The organism is Pseudomonas parafulva NBRC 16636 = DSM 17004 (assembly GCF_000730645.1).
GTDB lineage: Bacteria > Pseudomonadota > Gammaproteobacteria > Pseudomonadales > Pseudomonadaceae > Aquipseudomonas > Aquipseudomonas parafulva.
In genome coordinates this window covers 1-19,861 of record NZ_BBIU01000006.1, presented here as the reverse complement: position 1 = coordinate 19,861, position 19,861 = coordinate 1, and the positions used below count along the sequence as shown (strand labels likewise).

Here is a 19,861-nt window from a genome sequence, read left to right as displayed (position 1 = left end):
ATGTGCGCTTAATGAAAAACGCCCCGCCTGGGAGAACCAGGCGGGGCGATTTGAATGAGCCGCAGTGCAGTAGCGATTACCGCTCCAGCAGAATCCGCAGCATGCGCCGCAGTGGTTCTGCAGCCCCCCACAGCAGCTGGTCACCCACGGTGAAGGCACCCAGGTACTGGGAGCCCATGTTCAGCTTGCGCAAACGGCCAACCGGAATGTTCAGGGTGCCGGTGACGTTGGTCGGGGTCAGCTCCTGCATGCTGATCTCGCGCTGGTTGGGCACCAGCTTCACCCAGGGGTTGTGCTGGCTGATCATGCCTTCGATGTCGGCGATCGGCACGTCCTTGTTCAGCTTGATGGTCAGCGCCTGGCTGTGGCAGCGCATGGCACCGATACGCACGCAGATACCGTCGACCGGGATCGGGCTCTTGAACCGGCCCAGAATCTTGTTGGTCTCGGCCTGTGCCTTCCACTCTTCGCGGCTTTGGCCGTTAGGCAGCTCCTTGTCGATCCACGGGATCAGGCTGCCGGCCAGGGGCACACCAAAGTTTTCCGCCGGGTACGCGTCGCTGCGCATGGCTTCTGCCACCTTGCGATCGATGTCCAGAATGGCGCTGGCCGGGTTGGCCAGGTCGTCGGCCACCGCGGCATGGGTAGCGCCCATCTGCTTGATCAGCTCACGCATGTTCTGCGCACCGGCACCCGAGGCTGCCTGGTAGGTCATGGCGCTCATCCACTCCACCAGGCCAGCTTCGAACAGCCCACCCAGGCCCATCAACATGAGGCTGACGGTGCAGTTGCCGCCAATGAAGTTCTTGGTGCCAGCGTCCAGCTGATGATCGATGTGCTTGCGGTTGACGGGGTCGAGCACGATCACCGCGTCATCCTGCATACGCAGGGAAGATGCAGCATCAATCCAATAGCCCCGCCAGCCGGCTTCACGCAGCTTGGGGAAGACCTCGTTGGTGTAGTCGCCGCCCTGGCAGGTCAGGATCACGTCGAGGGTCTTGAGCTCTTCAATGGAGTACGCATCCTTGAGCGGAGCGGTCTCCTTGCCCACGCTGGGGCCTTGGCCACCAATGTTGGAGGTGGTGAAGAACACGGGCTCGATAAGGTCGAAATCCTGCTCCTCCAGCATCCGCTGCATGAGCACGGAACCAACCATGCCGCGCCAACCGATCAGACCTACACGTTTCATCGCAACTACACCTTTGCTAAAAGTGGGCCGCCATCGGGATTGGGGATGACGGGCCAGAGAGATTACAGATTCCGCAGCGCTGCGACTACTGCGTCGCCCATTTCCTGCGTACCTACCTTGCGGCAGCCTTCGGAGAAGATATCACCGGTGCGCAGACCCTGGTCCAGGACCAGGCTGACTGCCTTCTCGATGGCATCGGCTGCAACTGCCTCGTCGAAGCTGTAGCGCAGCATCATCGACACCGAGAGAATGGTTGCCAGCGGGTTGGCGATGCCCTGCCCGGCGATGTCCGGTGCCGAACCGTGGCATGGCTCGTACATGCCCTTGTTGTCGGCATCCAGCGAGGCCGAGGGCAGCATGCCGATAGAACCGGTGAGCATGGAAGCTTCATCCGACAGGATGTCGCCAAACATGTTGTCGGTGACCATCACGTCGAATTGCTTCGGTGCACGAACCAGCTGCATGGCAGCGTTATCGACATACATGTGGCTCAGTTCTACATCCGGGTAGCCCTTGGCCACGTCTTCGACCACTTCACGCCACAGCTGGCTGGAGGCCAGAACGTTGGCCTTGTCGACCGAGCACAGCTTCTTGCCACGTACACGGGCCATGTCGAAGCCGACACGGGCAATGCGACGGATTTCGCTCTCGCTGTAAGGCAGGGTGTCGTATGCCTGGCGCTCGCCGCCCTCCAGCTCGCGCTGACCACGCGGTGCGCCGAAATAAATGCCGCCGGTGAGCTCACGAACGATAAGAATGTCCAGGCCCGACACGATTTCCGGCTTCAGCGACGAGGCATCGGCCAGTTGCGGGTAGAGGATGGCCGGGCGCAGGTTGGCGAACAGCCCCAGCTGCGAGCGAATCTTCAGCAGGCCGCGCTCAGGGCGGATATCACGCTCGATCTTGTCCCATTTCGGCCCGCCAACGGCCCCCAGCAATACGGCATCCGCCTTGCGGGCACGCTCCAGGGTTTCATCTGCCAGCGGTACACCGTGCTTGTCGATGGCGGCACCACCGATCACGTCATGGGCCAGGGTAAAGCCAAGCTGGAACCGGTCGTTGGCCAGCTCCAGCACCTTGACCGCCTCTGCCATGATTTCCGGGCCGATACCGTCACCTGGAAGAATCAGAATCTGCTTGCTCATGCTTTCCTCTATCCAATCTTGAGGCGCAGCCAGGCGGCTGCGCCGAACTGTTACTGCTGACCGGCAGCCAGCGAACCTGGCTTTATCAGTCAGGCGTCACGAAAAAGCCACGGCTGGGCAGCGCGATGCTTGCCTTCGAACGCCGTAATGGCATCGCTATCCTGCAGGGTGAGGCCGATGTCATCCAGCCCGTTGAGCAGGCAGTGCTTGCGGAAGGCATCAATCTCGAAATGCAGCACCTTGCCGTCCGGGCGGGTCACTGCCTGTGCCTGCAGGTCGATGGTCAACTGGTAGCCTGGGTTGGCCTCAACTTGGCGGAACAGCTCGTCCACCTCCTCATCGCTGAGGATGATCGGCAACAGACCGTTCTTGAAGCTGTTGTTGAAGAAGATATCGGCAAAGCTCGGCGCAATGATGCTGCGGAAGCCGTATTCGTCCAGCGCCCAGGGCGCGTGCTCACGGCTGGAGCCGCAACCGAAGTTTTCCCGGGCCAGCAACACGCTGGCGCCCTGGTAGCGGTCGTGGTTGAGGACGAACTCCTGGTTGACCGGGCGCTTGCTGTTGTCCTGGTAGGGCTGGCCCACATCCAGGTAACGCCATTCGTCGAACAGGTTGGGGCCAAAGCCCGTGCGCTTGATCGACTTCAAGAACTGCTTGGGGATGATCTGGTCGGTATCGACGTTGGCGCGGTCCAACGGGGCAACCAGGCCGATGTGCTGGGTAAAGGCTTTCATGCTGCGCTCCCTTGGATCAACTCGCGGACGTCGATGAAATGGCCAGTGACCGCTGCCGCGGCCGCCATGGCCGGGCTGACCAGGTGGGTGCGCCCGCCAGCGCCCTGACGGCCTTCGAAGTTACGGTTGGAGGTGGATGCACAATGCTCGCCACTCTCCAGCCGGTCGGGGTTCATCGCCAGGCACATCGAGCAACCGGGCTCACGCCATTCGAAGCCAGCCTCGAGGAAGACTTTGTCCAGGCCCTCGCGCTCGGCCTGGGCCTTGACCAGCCCGGAACCCGGTACAACGATGGCCTGCTTGACCGTCGCTGCCACCTTGCGCCCCTTGGCGATTTGCGCAGCCGCCCGCAGGTCTTCGATACGCGAGTTGGTGCAGGAGCCGATGAACACGCGGTCCAGACGGATGTCGGTGATCGCCTGGTTAGCGGTGAGGCCCATGTACTTCAAGGCCCGCTCGATCGAGCCGCGCTTGATCAGGTCGCTTTCGGCCGCAGGGTCGGGCACGCGCTGGTCCACAGCCAGTACCATTTCAGGCGAGGTACCCCAGCTGACCTGCGGCTTGATCTGGCTGGCATCCAGCTCGACCACGGTATCGAACACGGCATCATCGTCGGAAACCAGGTCTTTCCAGGCCTCCACGGCACGGGTCCACTGCTCGCCCTTGGGCGCATACGGGCGGCCTTCGACGTAGGCGACGGTGGTGGCATCGGTAGCCACCAGGCCGACACGGGCACCTGCCTCGATGGACATGTTGCAGATGGTCATGCGGCCTTCCATCGACAATTCGCGGATGGCGCTGCCGGCAAACTCCATGGCGTGGCCATTGCCACCGGCCGTGCCGATCTTGCCGATCACGGCCAGGACGATGTCCTTGGCGGTGACGCCGGCAGGCAACTGGCCTTCGACGCGCACCAGCATGTTCTTCATCTTCTTGGCGACCAGGCACTGGGTGGCGAGCACGTGCTCCACCTCGGAAGTGCCGATGCCATGGGCCAAGGCACCGAAAGCGCCGTGGGTAGAGGTGTGCGAGTCACCGCAAACCACCGTCATGCCTGGCAAGGTGGCACCCTGCTCCGGGCTGATGACGTGGACGATGCCCTGGCGCTCGTCATTCATCTTGAATTCGACGATGCCATATTCGTCACAGTTCTCGTCGAGGGTTTGCACCTGCAGGCGCGATACCTGGTCGACGATGGCGTCGATCCCACCCTTGCGCTCCGGCGTGGTCGGCACATTGTGGTCAGGGGTGGCGATGTTGGTATCGATGCGCCACGGCTTGCGCTGGGCCAGGCGCAGGCCTTCGAAGGCCTGAGGCGAGGTAACCTCGTGGATGATGTGGCGGTCGATGTAGATCAAGGACGAGCCGTCATCACGGCGCTTGACCTCATGGGCTTCCCAGAGTTTGTCGTAGAGCGTTTTGCCAGCCATCAGACTGTTCCTCATCAGCGTCTTTCTATGCCAAAAACCCCTTGGCTTGTATGGACGATGCTATGGGGTTAGATTGAATAACTCAAATTCATAATTTTTATCCTTTGGATAACCACAAGGAATCCAAACATTGGATCTGGCCAACCTCAGCGCCTTCATCGCCATCGCAGAAACCGGCAGCTTTTCAGGTGCCGGGGAGCGCCTGTTCCTGACCCAGCCGGCCATCAGCAAACGCATTGCCGGGCTAGAGCAGCAACTGGACGTGCGGTTGTTCGACCGCCTTGGCCGTGAGGTGACCCTGACGGAAGCCGGGCGCGCCTTACTGCCTCGGGCCTACCAGATCCTCAGCGTGCTTGATGATACCCGACGTGCACTGACCAATCTGTCAGGCGAAGTCGGTGGTCGCCTGACCCTGGCCACCAGCCACCATATCGGCCTGCACCGCCTGCCCCCGCTGCTGCGGGCTTTCACGCGCAAGCATCCAGCCGTGGCGTTGGATATTCAGTTCCTCGATTCAGAACAGGCCTACGACGAAATACTCCATGGCCGCGCCGAGATTGCAGTAATCACGCTCGCTCCAGAGCCACATCACCTGGTCAGGGCGGTACCGGTATGGGAAGACGCACTGGATTTCGTCGCCGCCCCCGAACACCCGCTGGCCAACAACCACACCGTCACCCTCGCCGATGTTGCCCGCCACCCGGCTGTGTTCCCCGGCGGCAATACTTTCACCCACCACATCGTCCAGCGCCTGTTCGAAAGCCAGGGCCTGACCCCCAACATCGCCATGAGCACCAACTACCTGGAAACGATCAAGATGATGGTTTCGATCGGCCTGGCCTGGAGCGTTCTGCCGCGCACCATGCTGGACGGGCAGGTGGCACCCATCGCCCTGCCCGGCATTCAGCTGTCGCGCCAGCTAGGCTACATTCTGCACACGGAGCGTACCCTATCGAACGCGGCCAAGGCGTTCATGGCCCTGCTCGATAGCCACGCAGGGCCCGCCTGAGGCGCCGGCAGCCCGGCATTACCCTCGAGGATGCGTCACAAGCCAAAGGTCTGGTAACCATGCCCAAATCAGCGAACCGTTTAATGCGCCTGCCAAGGATCCCTGCGGCCGACCCTCAGGAGTCGGAACAGGCCTGGCAGAATGCGCCGCAGTTGCTGGCTGCGCTCAACGGGGCGCGCCTGGGCGCTTGGCTGTGGGACATCGAGAGTGGCCGGGTGAGCTGGTCAAGAGGCACCCAGGCTCTGTTCGGCTTCGACCCATTACGCGCGTTGCCCGACGATATCGACTACCTCGACCTGCTACCGGAAGAGGACCGCGCCCGCACCCGCCAGGCGTTTCAGGCTGTGTTCAATGGCGAACCGGTGGAACGCGCCATGCGGCACCGCATCCGCTGGCCGGATGGCAGCCTGCATTGGCTGGAGATCAATGGCAGCCTTACCCACGACCAGCATGGCCGGCCGCAGATGATCGGTGTGGTACGGGAAATTACCCGTCAGCGCGAGCGCGAAACGGCCCTGGTCAACTCGGAAAAGCGCCTTGCGACGCTGTTTCACCTTAGCCCCAATGCCATTTTGCTGACCCGTCGTCACGACGGCATGATCTTCGAGGTGAACCGGCACTTCGAAGACACGTTTGCCTGGCCAGGCAACCAGGTGGTCGGTAAAACCAGCCTGGAACTGGGCCTGTGGGCTAACCCAGAGCAACGCCAGCAAATGCTGGAGGCCACCCGCCTGAGCAGTGGCCCGCTGATCATGGAAGTGCAGTTTCGCGCCAGCAACGGCAGGGTTCACGACGGTATTCTGTGTACTCAGGGCATCGAACTCGAGGGCACCACCTTCCTGCTCAGCACCTTCCTGGACACCACCGAGCGCAAGCGCGCCGAACTTGCACTGAAGGACAGCCAGGAACGCCTGGACCTGGCACTGGATTCGGCGCAGTTGGGCACGTGGGACTGGCATATCCCCAGCGGCATGCTCTATGGCTCGGCACGGGCAGCGCAGCTGCACGGTCTGCCCCCTACCCCTTTTCACGAATCCTTCGACGCTTTTTTCGAAGGGGTGCCCGAGCAGGAGCGCAGCTCCATGCGCCAAGCCTATCGCAGCCTGCGCGAAGGCCCTGCGGGCAATTACCAGATCACCTACCGGGTGCAATTGGACAACGGTATCTCACGCTATATCGAAAGCCGCGCCCGGCTGTATCGCGATGAGCAGGGCAACCCGCTGCGCATGGCCGGCACACTGCTGGACATCACCGACCAGGTGGAGCGCGAACAGCGCCTGAGCGCTTCGGAAGAGAAGTTCGCCAGCCTGTTCCAGGTAAGCCCCGACCCAATCTGCGTGACCCGCCAGGACACCGGGCAATTTATCGAGATCAACCCCGCCTTCACTCACACCTTCGGTTGGGGCGCCGAGCAACTGATCGGCCGTACCGCAGAAGAAATCGGCTTGTGGGGCGAGTCCGTGCAGCGGGCGCAGCGCATCGAACGGGTTATCCGCGAACAAGCCTTGAGCAATGTAGCGGTGGTGGTCAACCACCGTCATGGCGAGGCGCTGACCTGTGTGATCTCAAGCCGCCTGATCACGGTAGACGACCAGCCCTGCAGCGTGACCACCCTGCGCGATATCACCCAGCAGCAGCGGGCCGAAGCTGCGCTCAAGGCCAGCGAAGAGAAGTTCGCCAAGGCCTTTCATTCAAGCCCTGACGCAATCACCATCACCGAGTGCCAAAGCGGGCGTTACCTGGAAATCAACGACGGGTTCTGCCGGCTGACCGGTTACAGCGCCACCGAAGTGGTCGGCCGTACCGTATTCGAGATCGGTATCTGGGCCGATGCCAACCAGCGCAGCTCATTGCTGGCCGAGCTGCGTGAACACGGACGGGTGCATCATCGGGAGATGCTCGGGCGCAACAAGTGCGGCGAATTGCTGACGGTAGAGGTGTCGGTAGAACCGATCATTCTCAACGAAGAAGAATGCCTGCTGATGACAGCCCGCGACGTCAGCCAACTGAAGAACGCCCAGGCGCAGATACGCCACCTGGCCTACCACGACCCACTGACCAATCTGCCCAACCGGGCCTTGCTGATGGACCGCCTGAGCCAGCAGATCGCCCTGCTCAAACGCCACCACCTGCGCGGTGCCCTGTTGTTTCTGGACCTGGACCACTTCAAGCACATCAACGACTCGCTGGGCCACCCTGTTGGCGACACCGTGCTGAAGATCATCACCGCGCGGCTGGAGGCCAGCGTGCGCCTGGAAGACACCGTAGCGCGCCTGGGCGGGGACGAGTTCGTGGTACTGCTTAGCGGGCTGGAGGGCAGCCGGGAAACCGTTGAAGAAAAGGTCCGGGAACTGGCCGACACCTTGCGCGAGCTGCTGGCCCAGCCCATGTCACTGGACGGCCAGCGGTTGCAGGTAACACCCAGCATCGGCGTGGCACTGATCCCGGACCACGGCACTACCCCGGCAGATTTGCTCAAGCGCGCCGACATCGCGCTGTACCGGGCCAAGGATTCGGGCCGCAACACCACACAGGTGTTCCAGGCCACCATGCAGAAAGCCGCCAGCGAGCGCCTGCGCATGGAAAACGACCTGCGCCTGGCACTGGCACGGGGCGAAATGGCGCTGCATTTTCAACCGCAGGTGGATGCCCGCGACAACCGCATCGTCGGTGCCGAAGTGTTGTTGCGCTGGCATCACCCACAGCTGGGCCAGCAGCCGCCCAGCCAGTTCATTCAGGTGCTCGAAGAGAGCGGTCTGATCCTGGAGGTGGGCAACTGGATCCTCGACGAAGCCTGCGATGCCTGCGCGCGCATGCTGGCGGATGGCCTTATAGATGCCCGTGATTTCAGCCTGTGTGTCAACATCAGCCCCAGGCAGTTCCGCCAGAACGACTTCGTCGGGCGGGTTTTACGCAGCCTGAATGACTTCAAGGTGCCTAAACAGATACTGAAACTGGAGATCACCGAAGGTATTGTCATCCAGAACCTCGAGGACACCATCAGCAAGATGCGTGAGCTGAAGGCTTATGGCGTCAGCTTCGCCATGGACGATTTCGGTACAGGCTATTCCTCACTGACTTACCTCAAGCGCCTGCCGGTGGATGCGCTGAAAATTGACCAGTCATTCGTGCGCGACGCGACCGTTGACCCCAACGATGCCGAGATCGTCCGCGCCATCGTGGCCATGGCGCGCAGCCTTGGCCTAGCGGTCATAGCCGAGGGCGTAGAGCTCAGCGAACAACTGGAATTTCTGGAGCAGCTGGGGTGCCACCTCTATCAGGGGTACCTGTACAGCCGCCCCTTGCCGTTGGCAGAGTTCCGTCAGATGCTGCTGGAGGCGCCTGCTGTCTATTGACGCTTGCAACGCAAGAAAGGCACCCGAGGGTGCCTTTCTTGTCAGTAGCGCCTGTTAGTTCAGCGCTGGCTGTTCGCCATTGATCGGGATGCGCTTGGCCTTGGCTTCTTCAGGCACGATACGCAGCAGGTCGATGCTGAGCAGGCCGTTGGCAAGGCCCGCTGCCTTGACCTCGATGTGGTCGGCAAGCCTGAACGACAGCTTGAAGGCGCGCTGGGCAATACCTTGGTGCAGGTAGGTCACTTGGGCAGCACTGTTGTCGCGCTTGCCGCCAGTGACGGTGAGCACACCTTTCTCTACCTGAAGGTCCAGGTCTTCTTCCTGGAAGCCGGCGGCCGCAACCACAATGCGGTATTGGTCTTCACCGTGTTTTTCCACGTTGTAGGGTGGGTAGCTGCTACCCGCATCGTTGCGCGCCGCCGACTCGAACAGGTCGTTGAAACGGTCGAAGCCCACGGAGTGGCGGAACAGGGGAGCAAGCGAGAAAGCGGTGGTCATGGTCATAACTCCTGAGTTTTCAGCAAGTAGGTCATTACGCGACCCGACTTCGGCATCGCGTACTCAAGAGATAGGGCCTGGCAAACAGCTTTCAAGGGGAGCCTGAAAAAAATCTGCTCTGCCCTGCGCTTCAAGCGACGCACGCATCCACCGGTTGCTGCTCGGCACCGATAAGCCGGCTAATGCGGGCGCAGTCGTCTTCACGGCGCAGCTCGGCAAACAGAACGACCGCTTCCGGGTAGTTGCGTGTAAGCATGGCCAGCCACTGTTTCATGCGCCCGGGTGCATAACGTGGCGACAGCTTGGCCTGCGCCTGGCGCCAGAACTCGCGTAGCAGCGGCAGCAGTTGCTCCCAGCTCATCGGTTGGTAATGCTGCCCGGCACGCGCTGCCGCAATCTGCAGCCCCAGGTCGGGTCGCGACACCAGGCCGCGGCCCAACATGATGTTTTCGGCACCACTGACCTCGCGGCAACGCCGCCAGTCATCCACCGTCCAGATCTCACCGTTGGCGAACACTGGCACCTTTACCACATCCTGCACGCGAGCTACCCATTCCCAATGCGCAGGCGGCTTGTAGCCCTCAACCTTGGTACGCGCGTGCACCACCAGGTGAGTCGAGCCGCCTTCGGCCAGCGCCATGGCGCACTCCAGCGCACCGTCCGGGCTGTCGAAGCCCAGCCGCATCTTGGCAGTGACGGGAATGTCTGCAGGTACCGCGCGGCGCACTTCACGCACGATGGCATGCAGCAACTCTGGTTCCTTGAGCAACACGGCACCGCCACGCGACTTGTTCACCGTCTTCGCTGGGCAGCCGAAGTTGAGGTCGATCACCGGCGCACCCAATTCGCAGGCCAATGCCGCGTTATCGGCCAGGCAGGCAGGGTCCGACCCCAGCAGTTGCACACGCATTGGCACCCCAGCGGCGGTGCGCGCTCCCTGGCGCAGCTCAGGCGCCAGTTTGTCGAAGGACGATGGCGGCAGCAGGCGGTCGCATACGCGTATGAATTCGGTGACGCACCAATCGATACCGCCAACGCGGGTAAGCACGTCGCGCAGGATGTTGTCGACCAGCCCCTCCATAGGGGCCAGGGCAATTTGCATGTGAGGGTCTCGATGGAAAAAGGCGGCAGTCTAGCAAATATCGCAGGCCATTCAGGCACCGGTCAGCGCCGGGCCATAACCTTCCAGGAACTCAGCCGGCATGCGCCGGGGTTTGCCACTGGACAGCTCGATACAGGCAAACGTGGTCTGGGCTCGCAGCAAGGTCGTGCCATCCTGCGGGCGCCATAGCTGAAAGCGGCGGGTCATGCGCAGGCGCTGGTCCCAATCGATGATCCACGTCGCCAGTTGCAGTGCATCATCCTCGTAGGCTGCGGCCAGGTAATCGATTTCGTGGCGCACCACCGCCATCGCCCGGTCCAGGCGCCGATACTCGGCCAGATCCAGGCCCAGACGCTGGGAGTGGCGCCAGGCGCAGCGCTCCAGCCAGGTGACATACACCGCATTGTTGGCATGGCCGAGGCCATCGATGTCTTCGCTGCCAACATGCAGATCGATGATGAAGGGTGCAGGCAGGTCCCAACTCATGTTCAGTTCCCGGACGCAAAAAGGGAATTTAGCAGTGATCGGCGGGCGAATGTCCAGCGTTGTACGGGCACACGCCTGGATCGCTGAGCTTGAATGCAAGCATTTTTCGAGGGCAAAAACAAAAGGCCCATTCAATATTCGAATGAGCCTTAAAAGTCCCGCAAAACGCGGGTAAACATGGCGTCCCCTAGGGGACTCGAACCCCTGTTACCGCCGTGAAAGGGCGGTGTCCTAGGCCACTAGACGAAGGGGACGTAACCTTCGCAAAGGCCCGCTCGCGCAGACCCCGGCAGAATTGGTGGAGCTAAGCGGGATCGAACCGCTGACCTCCTGCATGCCATGCAGGCGCTCTCCCAGCTGAGCTATAGCCCCGAAACAAAAGACTCATCAATAGGCGATGAGCCTTTTAAAGCCCTGCAAAACGCAGGAAAAGTGGCGTCCCCTAGGGGACTCGAACCCCTGTTACCGCCGTGAAAGGGCGGTGTCCTAGGCCACTAGACGAAGGGGACGTAACCTTCGCGAAGACCCGCTGGCGCGGACCCTGGCAGAATTGGTGGAGCTAAGCGGGATCGAACCGCTGACCTCCTGCATGCCATGCAGGCGCTCTCCCAGCTGAGCTATAGCCCCAGATTTTTAGCCTCGCGGCCCAGTGAAGCGCTAGGCATCACTTGTGCAAAACTGGCGTCCCCTAGGGGACTCGAACCCCTGTTACCGCCGTGAAAGGGCGGTGTCCTAGGCCACTAGACGAAGGGGACGAACCTTCTTACCGCCAGTACCGGCTTGCTGGAGCCTGTACTGCTTGCCAGCCATGAGCTGCCAAGAGGAATTTGGTGGAGCTAAGCGGGATCGAACCGCTGACCTCCTGCATGCCATGCAGGCGCTCTCCCAGCTGAGCTATAGCCCCACAATGTCGCTTTGAACAGAATCGCTGGCTGGGTGCCTGGCGCTTCATTTCGTTCATCGCTGTGGACGGGGCGCATATTAAGTTCGGATCGTAGACCTGTCAAACGAATTTTTGAAAATATCCAAAAGTTTTTTCACAGATAACAATCACTTACCGCAATGGACTGGACGCGGGTGCAGCTTTCACGTGGGAACGAGGTGTTTAGGGGCGTCGCTGGGCGACGCATCGCGAGCTACGCTCGCTCCTACGGGCCAGGGTATGGCAGCAGTGGAGCGAGCGATGCTTGCGACCATTGGCGCTGTCAGGCGATTGTAGCCAACAGTTTTTCCCACTCCTTGTTTTCTTTCTTCGAAACGCCACCCAGCAAGTCCAACGCTTGGCGCAAGCGATAACGCGTCAGGTCCGGGCCGAGGATTTCCATGGCATCGAGTACCGACACTGAACTGGCCTGCCCGGTGATGGCGGCGAACATCAGCGGCATCGCGTCACGCAGTTTCAGTTCCAGGGCCTCGACCACGGCCTGGATGCAGCCCGTAATGCGCTCCTTCTCCCACTGACGCAGGCTTTCGAGCTTCCACAGGATCAACTGCATCACCTGGCGCACCTGGTCGGCCGACAGCTTTTTACTCTCGAACAGCTTGGCGTCGAGCTTCAGCGCACCTTCGAAGAAGAACCCGCCCAGTGGCACTACCTGGCTGAAGGTTTCTACGCGCCCCTGCACGTGCGGGGCAATCTTCATCATGTAGTCGCTGTTGAATGCCCACTGCTGCAAACGGGCAGCGAAGGCCTCGACCGGCAATTCACGCAACCACTGGCCGTTGAGCCAGGACAGCTTTTCGATGTCGAAGATCGGGCCACCCAGCGACACGCGCGACAGGTCAAAGTGTTCAACCATCTCGGCCAGGGAGAACTTCTCGCGTTCGTCCGGCATGGACCAGCCCATACGGCCCAGGTAGTTGAGCATGGCCTCCGGCATGAAGCCCATACGCTCGTAGAACGTGACCGAAGTCGGGTTCTTGCGTTTGGAGAGCTTGGATTTGTCAGGGTTGCGCAACAACGGCATGTAACAGAGCTTGGGCTGTTCCCAACCAAAGTATTCGTACAACTTGATCAATTTGGGTGCGGATGGCAGCCACTCTTCACCCCGCAACACATGGGTAATACCCATCAGGTGGTCATCCACCACGTTGGCGAGGAAATACGTGGGCAGGCCATCGTTTTTCATCAGCACCTGCATGTCCATGCGGTCCCACGGGATCTCGACGTCGCCGCGCAGCATGTCGGGCACCACGCACACGCCTTCGCTCGGCACCTTCATGCGGATCACATGCGGCTCGCCTGCCGCCAGGCGCCGCTGCACCTCATCGGCGCTTAGGGCCAGGGCACGGCCATCGTAGCGCGGGGTTTCACCACGGGCCTGCTGCTCTGCACGCATCTGTTCCAGCTCTTCGGCGGTACAGAAGCAGTAGAACGCATGGCCTGCGTCGACCAATTGCTTGGCATAGCGGGCGTAGATCTCGCCCCGCTCGCTCTGGCGATACGGGCCGTGCGGGCCGCCGACGTCCGGGCCTTCGTTCCACTCGATGCCGAGCCAGCGCAGGGCGTCGAAGATCTGCTGTTCCGACTCGCGCGTTGAGCGCAGCTGGTCAGTGTCCTCGATGCGCAGGATGAACTCGCCGCCATGCTGCTTGGCGAAGCAGTAGTTGAACAGGGCGATGTAGGCGGTGCCGACATGGGGGTCGCCGGTCGGCGATGGCGCGATACGCGTGCGTACGGTGGTCATGGAGGGTCTCGAACGAAAGATGAAACAAAGGCCGAATGTTAGCAGGTGGCAGCCATCGGGCTCCAGCGATGGCGCGCACGCGGCTTGCCCAGAGCAAGTGCAAATGCCAAGCGCGGCGGCAGGCCATCAGCGATAGGCGGACAGGCGCGGCGCCGTTTCCCAGGGTCAGCTGACGATCAGCCGCTCCCGCAACTGGGTGATTTCGTCACGAAGTTGCGCTGCAGCCTCGAATTCCAGATCGCGGGCAAGCTGCATCATTTTTTCCTCAAGCTGCTTGATACGCTTGGTGATCTCACCCGGCGTGCGCAGTTCGGCTTCGTAACGGGCGCTCTCCTCCGCCGCCTTCGCCATCCCCTTGCGCTTCTTGCTGCGCGCGCCCGGCACCGTGGCGCCTTCGAGGATGTCGGTGATGTCCTTGACGACCCCTTTCGGCACGATGCCGTGGGCCTCGTTGAACGCGATCTGCTTCTCACGACGGCGCTCGGTTTCGTCAATGGCACGCTGCATGGAACCTGTGATGTTGTCGGCATACAGAATTGCCCGACCATTGAGGTTTCGTGCGGCGCGGCCAATGGTCTGGATCAGCGAGCGCTCCGACCGCAGGAAGCCTTCCTTGTCGGCATCGAGGATGGCTACCAGCGACACCTCGGGCATGTCCAGGCCCTCACGCAGCAAGTTGATGCCCACCAGCACATCAAAGGTGCCCAGGCGCAGGTCGCGGATGATCTCGACCCGCTCGACCGTGTCGATGTCCGAGTGCAGGTAACGTACCCGTACATCATGATCGGCCAGGTAGTCAGTGAGGTCCTCGGCCATGCGCTTGGTGAGTGTGGTTGCAAGTACGCGCTCACCCAGGGCCACACGTTTATGTATCTCGGACAGCAGGTCGTCGACCTGCGTGAGGGCGGGCCGTATCTCTACCTGAGGGTCGACTAGGCCCGTAGGGCGAACCACCTGCTCCACCACCCGACCGGCATGTTCGGCCTCATAAGGCCCGGGCGTGGCAGAGACGAAAATGGTCTGCGGGCTCACGCTTTCCCATTCGTCAAAGCGCATCGGGCGGTTATCCAGCGCCGATGGCAGGCGGAAGCCATATTCCACCAAGGTTTCCTTGCGCGAGCGGTCGCCTTTGTACATGGCCCCTACCTGCGGAACACTGACGTGCGACTCGTCGATGACCAGCAGGGCATCCGCCGGCAGGTAGTCGTAGAGTGTGGGGGGTGGCGCCCCGGCCGGCCGCCCCGACAGGTAGCGCGAGTAGTTCTCGATGCCATTGCAATACCCCAGTTCCAGGATCATCTCCAGGTCAAAGCGGGTGCGCTGCTCCAGGCGTTGCTCCTCGACCAGCTTGTTGCCCTTATGCAGAAACTCGAGGCGCTCACCCAGTTCCTCCTTGATGCCCTCCACCGCCTGGAGCAACGTTTCCCGCGGGGTGACATAGTGGCTTTTGGGGTAGAACGTGAAGCGCGGCAACTTGCGCAGTACCTCACCGGTCAGCGGGTCGAATGCGGCGATGTTCTCAACCTCGTCATCGAACAGTTCGATGCGAATGGCTTCAAGGTCAGATTCAGCAGGGAAAATGTCGACCACGTCGCCACGCACACGGAAAGTGGCACGGGCAAAATCCATTTCGTTGCGGGTGTATTGCAGGTCAGCCAGGCGGCGCAGCAGCGCGCGCTGGTCGAGCTTGTCGCCGCGGTCGATGTGCAGCACCATCTTCAGGTACGTTTCAGGGCTGCCAAGGCCGTAGATGCACGACACGGTGGTGACGATAATGGCGTCGCGCCGCTCGAGCAGCGCCTTGGTCGCGGAAAGGCGCATTTGCTCGATATGGTCGTTGATCGACGCGTCTTTCTCGATGAACGTATCCGACGAAGGTACGTACGCTTCGGGCTGGTAATAGTCGTAGTAGGAGACGAAGTACTCGACGGCGTTATTGGGGAAGAATGCCTTGAATTCGCCATACAACTGGGCGGCCAGGGTTTTGTTGGGCGCCAGCACCAGCGTAGGGCGCTGCACCTGCTGAATGACGTTGGCAATGCTGAACGTTTTGCCTGACCCGGTCACCCCCAGCAACGTCTGGTGCGACAGGCCCGCTTCGATGCCTTCGACCAACTGCCGTATGGCCTCGGGCTGGTCGCCGGCCGGCTGGAAACGGGTGACGAGCTGAAACTCGGACATGTCGAACCTCGCGGTGCTGCACTGTAAATTTAGCCAGTAGTCTATACCCAAATGGGCCTGCCGGGGGATGCTTTGAAGGTGGAACGGTGACCCCGTGTAACGGTGGACCCGGCAATCGGATCAAGAGTCGAAATTTTTTTTGCGCAAACAGGCGCAAAAGGTGCGCCAGAGTGTCGCGGCGACCGCGCGGGATCACTATACTGACTCCCCGTTTGTGCACCGCTTCAGTGCATTCGGCTGGAGCGTGTACGCCCTATCACCTCCTATCCGAGCCAAGGTAACAATGAGCCTGTTTTCCGCTGTCGAGCTGGCACCCCGCGACCCCATCCTGGGCCTCAATGAAGCGTTCAATGCCGACCCACGTACTGACAAGGTCAACCTGGGCGTAGGCGTGTATTGCAATGAGGAAGGCCGCATTCCGCTGCTGCGTGCCGTGATCGAAGCCGAGACCCAACGTGCCGCCCAGCACGCCTCTCGCGGCTACCTGCCCATCGATGGTATCGCCACTTACGACCAGGCCGTGCAGAAGCTGCTCTTCGGCGCCGAATCCTCACTGCTGGCCGAAGGCCGCGTGGTCACCGTGCAAGCGGTGGGCGGCACCGGCGCGCTGAAAATCGGCGCCGACTTCCTCAAGCGGGTTGCCCCGGGGGCAGTGGTAGCCATCAGTGACCCTAGCTGGGAAAACCACCGCGCGCTGTTCGAGTCGGCGGGCTTCCCTGTGCAAACCTACCGCTACTACGACGCACCTACCAACGGTGTAGACCGCGCCGGCATGCTCGAAGACCTGGCCAACCTGCCAGCGGGCTCTGTCGTGGTGTTGCATGCCTGCTGCCACAACCCGACCGGTGTGGACCTGACCCTGGACGACTGGAAGCATGTTCTGGAAGTGGTCAAGGCCAAGGGGCACGTACCGTTCCTGGACATGGCCTACCAGGGCTTTGGCGACGGCATCGCCGAAGATGCGTTCGCGGTGCGCCTGTTCGCCGAGTCTGGCCTGGAATTCTTCGTGTCCAGCTCGTTCTCCAAGTCGTTCTCGCTGTACGGCGAGCGCGTCGGCGCACTGTCCATCGTCACGGCGTCCAAGGACGAAAGTACGCGCGTGCTTTCCCAGGTCAAACGGGTGATTCGCACCACCTACTCCAACCCGCCAACCCACGGTGCCACCATCGTTGCCACCGTACTGAACAGTGCTGAACTGCGCCAGATGTGGGAAACCGAACTGGCCGAAATGCGTCAGCGCATCCATGGTATGCGCAAGCAGATGGTCGAATTGCTGGCGCAGTACGGCGCCAAGCGTGACTTCAGCTTCGTTGGCCGTCAGGTGGGCATGTTCTCTTACTCCGGCCTGACTGTTGAGCAGGTGACTCGCCTGAAGAACGACTTCGGCATCTATGCGCTGGACACAGGCCGCATCGCGGTAGCCGCGCTCAACCAGAGCAACATCCACGTGGTTACGAAGGCTATTGTAGAAGTGCTGTAACCGGTTGATTTTACAGGGGGTTGCTTGACTTCCTCCTGGCAATGAGTAAGATACGCGCAGATTCCGCGATAGCTCAGTCGGTAGAGCAAATGACTGTTAATCATTGGGTCCCTGGTTCGAGTCCAGGTCGCGGAGCCAGATAAAAAAGCCCCCGTTGCGCAAGCAGCGGGGGCTTTTGCGTTATTGGGTCAACACCGTGTCAATCGGCCTGGCCGATGGGGTAGAACACGCCCCCGCTCCACACGCCCAACCATTGTTCACCTGACAGCACCTGCGGTACGGCGAGCTCGACCAACTGGTAGAACACATTGCGATGGACCAGCGCCTCGAGGTTATCGCGCATCAGCACATAAGGTGAAGGCGCCTGGGTAACGGGGTCGGTAACCACGCGCAAAGGGTTGGCCGGCCCCACGTCCACCTGATCTTCCACATTGCTGGTAAAACGCAGCACCTGTTGCTCGCCCTCACCCAGCACCTCCAGCGCCACCACCACAAAAGGTGCGTCATCCACCTGGATGCCCACCTTCTCTACCGGCGTGACGAGAAAATAGTCATCACCCTCGCGACGGATAATGCCGGAAAACAACTTCACCATCGGTTTGCGGCCGATAGGTGTGCCCATGTAGTACCAGGTGCCATCGCGGGCAATGCGCATATCGATATCGCCGCAGAAATCCGGGTTCCACAGGTGCACCGGTGGCAGGCCCTTGCTACTGGGAATCTGCGTCAGGAGATCGCTGGCTTTGCCTGACTCACTCATCACATTGCCTCATCGGCTCATGCCCAAAAGGCTACGAGCGTACTCGCGCATTGGCGCGCCAAGCAAATCCTGCGGGGTCTGATCGTGGAACGTCAACAAACCGCCACGGCTCTTGATGCGCACCGTGTCGATCAAATAGCGCGTGTTGGTTTCCAGCAGCATCATCTGCACCACACCGCTGTCCCAGCCAAGGCGGTCGACGGCCTGCTCGTCGTACCACTCATCCCCATTGCCAATGCGGTCGTCCGTGCGGGCGAACCGGGTGTACAGCACATAGTCGGCGCCCACCGAGCGCGCCTGCACGATGGCCTCTTCCAGGCCAAGGGGGCGGTCGGCCCGACGCACCAGCGGGAAGTATTCGACAAAGCTCTTGAATGCTTCATCCGCCACGGCGTTCTGGCGAGGCACGGGGCCTTTGCCGGGCGGCACAAAGGCCCCCTGGCCAATGAAAATGAAGGAGTCGGGCTGCAGGCGGATGGACAAGGTACGGCGGGTGTCGCTGTGATCCAACAGGCCGGCGTCGCTCATGTGGTAGCGCACGCCTTCCCCCATATCGCTGACATTCATGCACCCGCCCAACGCCGTAAGCGTTAGCAGCAAGACCAGGCTACGCATCATTCCTCCAGTGGCCGGTGACGAAAAACCGGCGAATAGCTGGCGGATGCAGCTTTTGCGCCAGCTTTGCTCTACGTCATAGCCGGCTACCGACGGCTTTAACCGCAGGTGCAATCAGCTGGCGGGCTCTGGGTCGCGTTTGCGCTTGTTGCCCATACGCACGCCGATATCCATCAGGAACTGGAAGAAGCCTTCCTGATCTTCCAGCACATTGCTCCAGAACGGCGAGTGGTACAGGGCCACGGCACCATGCACCAGTGCCCATGCCGCGCAGTAATGGAAGTACGGCGGCACGTCTTCAAGCTTGCCTTCGCTGATGCGGCCTTTGATCAGTTGTGTGAGGCGGTCGAAGTTGGACGCCCGGATACTGTGCAGTTGCTCGACCATCTCCGGCACCTGGTTGCCCTTGACCACCTTTTCTTCCAGGCGATCGAACAGTCGGTAACGTTGAGGGTCGCGCATGCGGAACTCAAAATAGGCACGCGACAGGGCCTCTTTGTCACGGTCTACATCAGCGGAATGCAGCAGCTCATTGAGGTCGCGCTCGTAGTCGAGCATCAGGCGCAGGTAGATCTCCGCCTTGGACTTGAAGTGCTTGTAGATCGTACCTTTGCCGATGCCTACGGCGTCGGCGATCATCTCGACGGTGACGCTGTCTTCACCCTGCTCGAGAAACAGCTTGAGGGCGGTGTCGAGGATTTCCTGTTCGCGACGGCGAAACTCACGGACCTTACGAGGTTCTTTCTGCATGGGAAGGACTGGCTGACAATCGAAGCGGATTATTATGCCTAACTTGCATGAAATTGCACGGATCATCCGTGGTTTTCTGTGTTTTCGGGTGCCTGCGGCCATGCCGAGCGGGAGCACTTGGGGGCTGGCGTATTCCAAATCTGTTTAAAAAACGATCAACTTCGACTGGCGCTGCGTCAAACCTGGCCAATACTAGAGGTGTCGGCCCGGCGCATCCCCCCAAGTGGCGTGCCGATAAAGGTGCTCAGGGACCGCGTACCTTTGTTTTACTCCTAATGGTCTTAACCCGGATTCCTCCCCCAGAACCCGGGTTTTTTTTGCCGGCGGCCCAAGCCCGCCCAAGCCGCTCGCCTCAGCGAGACCTAGCTCTGGATCTTGATCTGGCTGTTGATCTGGCTGTTGATCTGGCTGTTGATCTTGATCTTGATCTTGATCTTCG

15 protein-coding genes and 7 tRNA genes are annotated in these 19,861 nt (G+C 61.0%); 4 read left to right on the top strand and 18 right to left on the bottom strand.

Going from position 1 to position 19,861, the window contains the following annotated elements:
* Window positions 1-76: 76 nt before the first annotated feature.
* From asd to leuC, 4 genes are all read right to left on the bottom strand, one after another.
* Window positions 77-1,189, bottom strand: coding sequence for an aspartate-semialdehyde dehydrogenase (asd, locus tag PPA02S_RS04480; RefSeq protein WP_028632366.1), 1,113 nt, complete (start codon window positions 1,187-1,189; stop codon window positions 77-79).
* 62 nt (window positions 1,190-1,251) lie between these two features.
* Window positions 1,252-2,334: a 3-isopropylmalate dehydrogenase gene (leuB, locus tag PPA02S_RS04475; protein ID WP_028632365.1), complete on the bottom strand. Its 1,083-nt coding sequence runs from the start codon at window positions 2,332-2,334 to the stop codon at window positions 1,252-1,254.
* A gap of 89 nt (window positions 2,335-2,423) precedes the next feature.
* Window positions 2,424-3,068, bottom strand: coding sequence for a 3-isopropylmalate dehydratase small subunit (gene leuD / locus PPA02S_RS04470; protein ID WP_028632364.1), 645 nt, complete (start codon window positions 3,066-3,068; stop codon window positions 2,424-2,426).
* Window positions 3,065-4,498 carry a 3-isopropylmalate dehydratase large subunit gene (gene leuC / locus PPA02S_RS04465; RefSeq protein ID WP_028632363.1) on the bottom strand — a complete coding sequence of 478 codons (1,434 nt, stop codon included), beginning with the start codon at window positions 4,496-4,498 and terminating at the stop codon, window positions 3,065-3,067. The genes leuD and leuC overlap by 4 nt, the downstream gene beginning before the upstream one ends.
* A 130-nt stretch (window positions 4,499-4,628) precedes the next feature.
* Here leuC and PPA02S_RS04460 point away from each other — a divergent pair, with 130 nt between their 5' ends.
* Window positions 4,629-5,507, top strand: coding sequence for a LysR family transcriptional regulator (locus PPA02S_RS04460; RefSeq protein ID WP_028632362.1), 879 nt, complete (start codon window positions 4,629-4,631; stop codon window positions 5,505-5,507).
* Window positions 5,508-5,566: 59 nt separating this feature from the next.
* Entirely contained in the window at window positions 5,567-8,863 is a 3,297-nt protein-coding gene (locus PPA02S_RS04455) for a sensor domain-containing protein (protein WP_028632361.1), read from the top strand.
* A gap of 54 nt (window positions 8,864-8,917) precedes the next feature.
* Here the strand turns inward: PPA02S_RS04455 and PPA02S_RS04450 are convergent, their stop codons facing one another.
* From PPA02S_RS04450 to uvrB, 11 genes are all read right to left on the bottom strand, one after another.
* Complete coding sequence (locus tag PPA02S_RS04450; protein WP_028632360.1) at window positions 8,918-9,361, bottom strand: Hsp20 family protein; 444 nt, start codon at window positions 9,359-9,361, stop codon at window positions 8,918-8,920.
* Between the two features lie 130 nt (window positions 9,362-9,491).
* Window positions 9,492-10,463, bottom strand: a complete 972-nt coding sequence (locus tag PPA02S_RS04445) for a tRNA dihydrouridine synthase (protein WP_028632359.1) — start codon at window positions 10,461-10,463, stop codon at window positions 9,492-9,494.
* Between the two features lie 51 nt (window positions 10,464-10,514).
* Window positions 10,515-10,949, bottom strand: a complete 435-nt coding sequence (locus PPA02S_RS04440) for an acyl-CoA thioesterase (RefSeq protein ID WP_028632358.1) — start codon at window positions 10,947-10,949, stop codon at window positions 10,515-10,517.
* Window positions 10,950-11,127: 178 nt separating this feature from the next.
* A tRNA-Glu gene (locus PPA02S_RS04435) sits at window positions 11,128-11,203 on the bottom strand.
* Window positions 11,204-11,245: 42 nt separating this feature from the next.
* A tRNA-Ala gene (locus PPA02S_RS04430) sits at window positions 11,246-11,321 on the bottom strand.
* A 61-nt stretch (window positions 11,322-11,382) separates the two neighbouring features.
* A tRNA-Glu gene (locus tag PPA02S_RS04425) sits at window positions 11,383-11,458 on the bottom strand.
* 42 nt (window positions 11,459-11,500) lie between these two features.
* Window positions 11,501-11,576 (bottom strand) — tRNA-Ala (locus tag PPA02S_RS04420).
* Between the two features lie 52 nt (window positions 11,577-11,628).
* A tRNA-Glu gene (locus tag PPA02S_RS04415) sits at window positions 11,629-11,704 on the bottom strand.
* 73 nt (window positions 11,705-11,777) lie between these two features.
* Window positions 11,778-11,853, bottom strand: a tRNA-Ala gene (locus PPA02S_RS04410).
* Between the two features lie 301 nt (window positions 11,854-12,154).
* A complete protein-coding gene (gene gltX, locus PPA02S_RS04405) occupies window positions 12,155-13,636 on the bottom strand; it encodes a glutamate--tRNA ligase (protein ID WP_028632357.1) in 1,482 nt (493 codons plus the stop codon).
* 165 nt (window positions 13,637-13,801) lie between these two features.
* Window positions 13,802-15,817: an excinuclease ABC subunit UvrB gene (uvrB, locus tag PPA02S_RS04400; RefSeq protein WP_028632356.1), complete on the bottom strand. Its 2,016-nt coding sequence runs from the start codon at window positions 15,815-15,817 to the stop codon at window positions 13,802-13,804.
* Window positions 15,818-16,100: 283 nt separating this feature from the next.
* Here uvrB and PPA02S_RS04395 point away from each other — a divergent pair, with 283 nt between their 5' ends.
* Both PPA02S_RS04395 and PPA02S_RS04390 read left to right on the top strand, forming a co-directional pair.
* Complete coding sequence (locus PPA02S_RS04395) at window positions 16,101-17,297, top strand: amino acid aminotransferase (protein WP_028632355.1); 1,197 nt, start codon at window positions 16,101-16,103, stop codon at window positions 17,295-17,297.
* Window positions 17,298-17,359: 62 nt separating this feature from the next.
* Window positions 17,360-17,435 (top strand) — tRNA-Asn (locus PPA02S_RS04390).
* A gap of 61 nt (window positions 17,436-17,496) precedes the next feature.
* Here PPA02S_RS04390 and PPA02S_RS04385 read toward each other — a convergent pair.
* The 3 genes from PPA02S_RS04385 to PPA02S_RS04375 all read right to left on the bottom strand — a co-directional run bounded on the left by PPA02S_RS04385 (window position 17,497) and on the right by PPA02S_RS04375 (window position 19,422).
* The gene (locus PPA02S_RS04385) at window positions 17,497-18,057 is read right to left on the bottom strand and encodes a DUF1285 domain-containing protein (RefSeq protein ID WP_028632354.1); all 561 of its coding nucleotides are present in this window, start codon (window positions 18,055-18,057) and stop codon (window positions 17,497-17,499) included.
* 9 nt (window positions 18,058-18,066) lie between these two features.
* Entirely contained in the window at window positions 18,067-18,672 is a 606-nt protein-coding gene (locus PPA02S_RS04380) for a DUF4823 domain-containing protein (protein WP_028632353.1), read from the bottom strand.
* Between the two features lie 114 nt (window positions 18,673-18,786).
* A complete protein-coding gene (locus tag PPA02S_RS04375; RefSeq protein ID WP_028632352.1) occupies window positions 18,787-19,422 on the bottom strand; it encodes a TetR/AcrR family transcriptional regulator in 636 nt (211 codons plus the stop codon).
* Between the last annotated feature and the right edge of the window lie 439 nt (window positions 19,423-19,861).

Coding starts and splice junctions, on each gene's coding strand:
- PPA02S_RS04440 (WP_028632358.1), bottom strand. CDS start 10,949: ATGAGTTGGGACCTGCCTGCACCCTTCATCATCGATCTGCATGTTGGC.
- PPA02S_RS04455 (WP_028632361.1), top strand. CDS start 5,567: ATGCCCAAATCAGCGAACCGTTTAATGCGCCTGCCAAGGATCCCTGCG.
- PPA02S_RS04395 (WP_028632355.1), top strand. CDS start 16,101: ATGAGCCTGTTTTCCGCTGTCGAGCTGGCACCCCGCGACCCCATCCTG.
- PPA02S_RS04375 (WP_028632352.1), bottom strand. CDS start 19,422: ATGCAGAAAGAACCTCGTAAGGTCCGTGAGTTTCGCCGTCGCGAACAG.
- leuB (WP_028632365.1), bottom strand. CDS start 2,334: ATGAGCAAGCAGATTCTGATTCTTCCAGGTGACGGTATCGGCCCGGAA.
- leuC (WP_028632363.1), bottom strand. CDS start 4,498: ATGGCTGGCAAAACGCTCTACGACAAACTCTGGGAAGCCCATGAGGTC.
- PPA02S_RS04450 (WP_028632360.1), bottom strand. CDS start 9,361: ATGACCACCGCTTTCTCGCTTGCTCCCCTGTTCCGCCACTCCGTGGGC.
- PPA02S_RS04445 (WP_028632359.1), bottom strand. CDS start 10,463: ATGCAAATTGCCCTGGCCCCTATGGAGGGGCTGGTCGACAACATCCTG.
- PPA02S_RS04380 (WP_028632353.1), bottom strand. CDS start 18,672: ATGCGTAGCCTGGTCTTGCTGCTAACGCTTACGGCGTTGGGCGGGTGC.
- uvrB (WP_028632356.1), bottom strand. CDS start 15,817: ATGTCCGAGTTTCAGCTCGTCACCCGTTTCCAGCCGGCCGGCGACCAG.
- asd (WP_028632366.1), bottom strand. CDS start 1,189: ATGAAACGTGTAGGTCTGATCGGTTGGCGCGGCATGGTTGGTTCCGTG.
- PPA02S_RS04385 (WP_028632354.1), bottom strand. CDS start 18,057: ATGAGTGAGTCAGGCAAAGCCAGCGATCTCCTGACGCAGATTCCCAGT.
- leuD (WP_028632364.1), bottom strand. CDS start 3,068: ATGAAAGCCTTTACCCAGCACATCGGCCTGGTTGCCCCGTTGGACCGC.
- gltX (WP_028632357.1), bottom strand. CDS start 13,636: ATGACCACCGTACGCACGCGTATCGCGCCATCGCCGACCGGCGACCCC.